Here is a 6,277-nt window from a genome sequence, read left to right on the forward strand (position 1 = left end):
ATACCATGAGAACACTTGTATTTGAACCATTTTCAGGTGCCTCCGGAGATATGATACTTGCAGGACTTATCGACCTTGGGGCAGACAGGAAAGAGATAACAGAAGTTATCGAAGCCTCCGTGAATGTTTCCGTAGCTGTTGAAGATGTCACTAAATGCGGGATACGTGCCACAGATGTTCATATACATACAAAGGACAGTACAAGGATAAGGTCATTCGAGGAACTTATAGACATAATAAAGGATGCGAAACTTCCCGAAGAAGTGGAAAAAAGTGCCATTGCAGTCTTCAGGATCATTGGAGAAGCAGAGGCAAAGGTTCACGCCATGCCTCTTGAACAACTACATTTCCACGAGGTAGGTCAGGATGATGCACTTGCAGATGTCATAGGTTCTTGCTATGCTATTCACAAGATGAAGGTAGAGAATATATTGTGCACCCCGGTCAATGTCGGAGGAGGAAGTGTGAGAAGTGCACATGGGACATTGCCTGTGCCAGCTCCTGCGACCACCGAGATACTCAGTGGAAGTGGCCTGGAGATACATAGTAGCGGTGATCGGGAACTGCTCACCCCAACGGGAGCCGCTTTACTTACTTATTTTGCAGACCCTAGCGACCAACTTCCCCCAGGAAAGATAATGACCATAGGATATGGTGCAGGAGATGCGGAGACTGCAATGCCCAACGTTCTTCGCATAATGCTCATGGAGACCACAGGTGTCCTTTCACGTGACCACATGGAAGTCCTTGAGACGAATGTGGATGATGTTACCGGAGAAGTGCTTGGGAATCTTTTTGAGGCACTCATGGAAACCGGTGCCAAAGATGTCGCCATAACACCTGCCACCATGAAAAAAGGACGCACTGGCCACATCATACACGTCATCGCACATCCGGAGGACAGCGAAAGGATTGCAAGGGAGCTGATAAGACAGACTGGGACCCTTGGAGTTCGCATCCTCCCAACAAAGCATCGTTTTATTGCAGAACGTAAGATGAAGAACGTGAATATAACGATAGGGAAGCAGACCTTTCAGGTAGCTGTCAAGATAGCACATGACACTTCTGATGAAGTTCTCCATATTTCAGCCGAATTCGAGGATTGTAGGAGAATAAGTCAGGAATGCGGGCTTCCATTGAAGGAAGTTATAAGGCGCGCTGAAGAGAAGGCCTGGAACGATATTCTGAAGAAATAAAATTTCGGGATCTTATTTGAGAAAGGATGTATAATTGAGCAATTGTAAAAAATGAAGCCACACAGTTGCATTTATTAAGAAAAGGTATTTCAAAACAAACCTGCTTGTTATTAAAGAAAAGGCAGTTAGTAGCGTGAAATACATATCATCTTTTTCAATATTAGTACTCAGAAAAGGATACTGACATCAAAATTAATCTTTTTCTACTTTTTTTAGCTAATTTTAGATAATAACGTCAGTAGAGATCGTTTTTGAGAGACAAAATAAAAGATCCTCAATTATTAGAAAATACGTTTTATTGGAATCCCTGTAGACACGAAAGAGTAATACATCCAACAGATATTGATTTTTTCGAATAATAAAGTTATTAAAGCACATATTGTAAATTATAGAAAACTATATATAGTTAAAGTTTTGCACAAGCAAATTTGTTTATAAAAAATTTACAAATAAACATCAAATTTAGCATGTTCACAGGAATGGTATATAAATAAATACGTAACCCATAAATAGTAGAAGATTAGTCTTTGATTGCCGATTGAATAACAGGCGATCGGCAAAAAGGAGTCTAAAAACGATTTAACTAAAAAGGAGAAACAGCTATGTCTGAAAAAATAGAAGTCCGAGTAGTTAATACTTCACCAATGGCACATGTATTGCATGGGTTCAAATTGAGCGATGCAAAACCTGAAAACAAAGTGCATGCAATCCCAGATATTCATGCATCCATTGCAGAATGATAGTTGCTCTTTTGTCAGGCCTCGATATTCATTACAGATATCGTGCCAACTATCTTTCCTTTAATAATTGGCCATTTGGCCAGAACTAAAATTAAAAGGTTGTTCGTGAGGGATCATTTCCTCACGACATCTTTTGCTTGTTTTAAATGTTCGGTACACTCATCCATTTTCGTGGCTGCCGTACGGATATGACCTGCAACTTCCTCGAACCCTGCAGCTTCCAGCTTGGAGATCCAATCGTTAAAGCTCTTGCTATGACTTTCACTATGCTCGATCCAGTGTTCAAGAAGATGTTCCAGTTTACCTTCATCAAGTTCTTCTGCCATTATACTACCTCCACTTTAAAATTCACACAGTTCTTGGGTCGGTTATCTCACCTGTGATCGCTGATGCCGCTGCTGTTGCAGGAGATGCAAGATAGATGAAACCACCTTTGCCCATCCTGCCCTTGAAATTACGGTTCGCTGTCGAGATACAGACCTCACCTTCACCGATAACACCCATGTGACCACCAAGACATGGACCACATCCCGGAGAACCCAGTGTGACACCAGCATCGAGAAGTATTTCTGCGGTACCATTGCGGACAGCTTCAAGCATTATTGAGCGGGAAGCCGGAATGACAAGGGTCCTTACAGCAACCTGCTCACCTTTGAGAAGCTCAGCCGCCACTTCGAGGTCTTCCAGTCGTCCATTGGTACAGGTTCCGATGAACACCTGATCCACCTTTTTACCCTCGATCTCCGATACATCACACACATTGTCCACCTGATGCGGAAGCGCCACCTGCGGTTCGAGATTTGCACAGTCAATATCATATTCGGCACAGTATTCAGCATCCTCATCTGCATAGACTGGCTCATATCCTTCCACAGCCCTGCCTTCAAGGAAATCGAAGGTCTTTTGATCAGGAGGTACGATGCCTGCTTTAGCACCCATCTCAATAGCCATATTTGATAAGGTCATCCTGCCGGATATCGACATGTCGGCAATTGTATCGCCATAGAATTCAGCAGCCTTGTAAGTAGCACCGGATGCGCCAACCGTACCGATCACTTTGAGTGTTACATCCTTGGCAAGAACGTTCTTCTTCAGTTCTCCGGAGGCAGTCACTTTAATAGTTTCGGGCACCCTGAACCAGAGTTCACCGGATGCGAATATCTCGGACATGTCAGTTGCACCGACACCCGTACCAAAAGCACCGAAAGCACCATAGGTGCATGAATGGGAATCAGCCCCGACAACTAGCTTTCCAGGCATTGCAAAACCGTTCTCAGGAAGGACCTGGTGACAGATACCCTCACCCACATCAAAGAAGTTCGGTATACCCTGCTCCCCGATCCATTCCCTTATATCATGATGTAAAGCCGCAGTCGTTTCCGTGTTTGCAGGTGTTAGATGGTCAAAAGGAATAACAATGCGCTTTGGGTCCCAAACATTATCAAGGCCCATGTTCTTGAACGAACGTACCGCAAGCACACTTGTGCCATCGTGAGCCATTGCATAGTCAACTTTTGCCATGACGAACTCATTGGCCTTTACATCCTTTCCACTTGCTTTGCTGAAGATTTTTTCACTGATGGTACTCAAAAGATTAACTCCTTGTGTCGCTTGCTTAGTGTATAATACAATGAACAGGTAAATATTTGTATCCGTCCCCTGATTAAAATAGATTTGCAACTAAGACTGTTGCAACAATAAAAAAGATTAGACTAATGACCTGAAAGAAAGAAAAGGAGATCAAGAAATGCTTTTGAGCTTTTCGATATTCTCCAATAGCATTTTGTTTTCAGACAATACTTTTTTCTCAATTGTCTCGATGATCTCATTCATTGGAACAATGAGCAAATATACTTTTATTGGCCTGCCTTTGCCCTGTTTCTTCTTTAGTTCTTCGACATCTACCCAATTGTTCTCTTTAAGGTAGTTCATAGCGATGCTGACTTCCGGCTGCCTCAGACGGGACATCCTCTCAACCTCGCGAGAAGTGATCCGATCGGTACTGAGTAAACAGGCAAGCGCTTTTGCAACCGGTTTTGATACATTAAGCTTCTGAAGAAGTATTACCATTTCGTGCTCTTTGTCATCCATATACGGATCTCCATCATTCATGCCTACCATTATATCACCAGTTTTATAAAGAGCATATTATCTTTGTAGTTTATAAGATTTATGGTGTCATTTTTATAATAGTTGGAATATTACATCTGAATAGACTTTGCCATGGGTATAAATAAAATTAGATATTGCTGAAAAAACGCACACATGCACCCATAAAACATTCATACGACCAAGATACAAGTTGTGATATTCGCTGCCTGAAATCACAGCATTCTTCTCAGAATATTGCAATAGTAGTGTATCAGAAGAGATAACAAAGATAGAAAACAAAAGCTTTTGATCGAAAACTATTAAGAAAAACGGGTAAGAGAACAAGAATGGTGGGCCCGATGAGATCCGTGACCCAGATAACGCTTCTGGAGCGCGAGTCGAGGTAATTCGCTTCGCTCAATACCTCAATAATAGAACAACAAAAAAACAATTGAACTCCAAAATCACAAAAACAAAGCTCTTAATCGCAAAATTCAAAAGAATAGAAGTGTAGTGGGCCCGATGAGATCCGTGACCCAGATAACGCTTCTGGAGCGCGAGTCGAGGTAATTCGCTTCGCTCAATACCTCAATAATAGAACAACAAAAAAACAATTGAACTCCAAAATCACAAAAACAAAGCTCTTAATCGCAAAATTCAAAAGAATAGAAGTGTAGTGGGCCCGATGAGATCCGTGACCCAGATAACGCTTCTGGAGCGCGAGTCGAGGTAATTCGCTTCGCTCAATACCTCAATAATAGAACAACAAAAAAACAATTGAACTCCAAAATCACAAAAACAAAGCTCTTAATCGCAAAATTCAAAAGAATAGAAGTGTAGTGGGCCCGATGAGATTCGAACTCATGGCCTCACGGTTATCAGCCGTGCGCTCCACCTAGCTAAGCTACGGGCCCAATGCGTCTCTTGCACGATGTTGTTCATCGTACGAGCTACACAATACTCATTCTAGTATATTAACATTTCGCATAGAGATGCCATCATTATAAAAAGATAGATGGTGTGAGTGAAAACGCCAGCATTGTCCAGCGATAAGTTTATTTGAGATAATGGTAAGTATGTTCTAGACATTGGGCCGGTAGATCAGGGGAAGATCGCTACCTTGGCATGGTAGAGGCCTCGGGTTCAATTCCCGACCGGTCCACTTAAAAACTTTAGATAAACCTAAGCAGATGCCGAAATTTTGAAGATTTGAGTATCTGTTTCTTTGCCTTTTTTTGTACATAACCAAGGAGGAATTAGCTTACGCTCTTGGCCAGAAATTAACCTGACTTAAACCATTGCTTAATTCGTGGGAGATGGGGCACAAGTTAGCCAGGATTATGCCCCTCGCTGGATTATTGTAGTCTTATTCTTTCTCCCCTATTGCTATTGTTCAGTAGTTAGTATGCAGCCTGCTTCAGGCAGTTTCTGATAAATCATCAAAATATCTTTCAGATATCGGACAGATAACTATCTTGATTTTTTAGTTACTTCCTCAAACTGTCTTTTCAGACGGACTGAACTTGAAAAATAATAAGCTATATGGGAGTTTTGTTATACCATATTAATATATACTGCTTAAAAAATTCGTTTTACGAAAAAAAGACATTATATTATTAAAATTCACTCAAAATATAGAGAAAATAATTCGCCGGAATAATACAACTTGTATAAAAAGATGTCGTTTTTAATCTTAGAAACTAACAATGATACATAATTTATGTATATATATAAATTAGTACTTACTATTATCAATTTTGCTAACTTAAATTACTCTTGCGAATAACTATATATATATAAAAACAATTCATACTCCAAATAAAATGAAAAATATTATTATAGAATCTTTCGAATGAACCCTAGTGGTTAGGCATGATAGTCAAATGTAATTTCGCATTAGATCGGAATATATGATGCTCAGGAGGCAATATTCAATGATCGCTGAGTTGAAAACAACAACAACAACAATGATCCCTATTGCTCTCCGGCACCGGTTCCACAATAATACGGCACATTCCGGTCTGTACCAGTCAACAATTCCGCAAGCTCATAATCTTTCGCGAACCAGCAACAACAGAAATGCTGTCTTTGATACTTCACCTGTTGTTGCCAGAGGAAAGGTCTTTGTTAATTGTGACCGGGAGCCCGAATCCCCCGGGGCGCTGGCTGTCAATACAGGAGACGTCCCCAAAAGACACACCGACCCTGCACCCGGTACGGCTGAAGTGGTGACCATAAGCAAGGCAATCG

5 protein-coding genes, 2 tRNA genes and 1 pseudogene are annotated in these 6,277 nt (G+C 41.2%); 4 read left to right on the forward strand and 4 right to left on the reverse strand.

All coding sequences use genetic code 11. The annotated features are described in order from the left end of the window. Positions 1–5: 5 nt before the first annotated feature. Both larC and KDK67_RS09290 read left to right on the forward strand, forming a co-directional pair. Complete coding sequence (larC, locus tag KDK67_RS09285; protein ID WP_250868514.1) at positions 6–1,196, forward strand: nickel pincer cofactor biosynthesis protein LarC; 1,191 nt, start codon at positions 6–8, stop codon at positions 1,194–1,196. A gap of 602 nt (positions 1,197–1,798) precedes the next feature. Continuing rightward, positions 1,799–1,936: a hypothetical protein gene (locus KDK67_RS09290; RefSeq protein ID WP_250868515.1), complete on the forward strand. Its 138-nt coding sequence runs from the start codon at positions 1,799–1,801 to the stop codon at positions 1,934–1,936. A gap of 113 nt (positions 1,937–2,049) precedes the next feature. On the opposite strand, the gene KDK67_RS09295 is transcribed toward KDK67_RS09290, so the two are convergent. The 4 genes from KDK67_RS09295 to KDK67_RS09310 all read right to left on the reverse strand — a co-directional run bounded on the left by KDK67_RS09295 (position 2,050) and on the right by KDK67_RS09310 (position 4,941). Then, the gene (locus tag KDK67_RS09295; protein WP_250868516.1) at positions 2,050–2,262 is read right to left on the reverse strand and encodes a DUF8180 domain-containing protein; all 213 of its coding nucleotides are present in this window, start codon (positions 2,260–2,262) and stop codon (positions 2,050–2,052) included. Between the two features lie 22 nt (positions 2,263–2,284). Further along, positions 2,285–3,517, reverse strand: coding sequence for a 3-isopropylmalate dehydratase large subunit (locus tag KDK67_RS09300; RefSeq protein WP_250868517.1), 1,233 nt, complete (start codon positions 3,515–3,517; stop codon positions 2,285–2,287). 159 nt (positions 3,518–3,676) lie between these two features. After that, positions 3,677–4,057 (reverse strand): MreA family transcriptional regulator, encoded by a 381-nt coding sequence (locus KDK67_RS09305; protein ID WP_338101254.1) that lies wholly within the window; start codon positions 4,055–4,057, stop codon positions 3,677–3,679. Between the two features lie 810 nt (positions 4,058–4,867). After that, positions 4,868–4,941: transfer RNA gene (locus KDK67_RS09310), tRNA-Ile, on the reverse strand. Between the two features lie 176 nt (positions 4,942–5,117). On the opposite strand from KDK67_RS09310, the gene KDK67_RS09315 reads away from it, so the two are divergent. Both KDK67_RS09315 and KDK67_RS09320 read left to right on the forward strand, forming a co-directional pair. Next, positions 5,118–5,189, forward strand: a tRNA-Ala gene (locus KDK67_RS09315). A gap of 772 nt (positions 5,190–5,961) precedes the next feature. Then, a pseudogene (locus KDK67_RS09320) lies at positions 5,962–6,277 on the forward strand (hypothetical protein); the annotation flags it as partial.

This window comes from Methanococcoides seepicolus, from assembly GCF_023684405.1.
Classification (GTDB): Archaea; Halobacteriota; Methanosarcinia; order Methanosarcinales; family Methanosarcinaceae; genus Methanococcoides; species Methanococcoides seepicolus.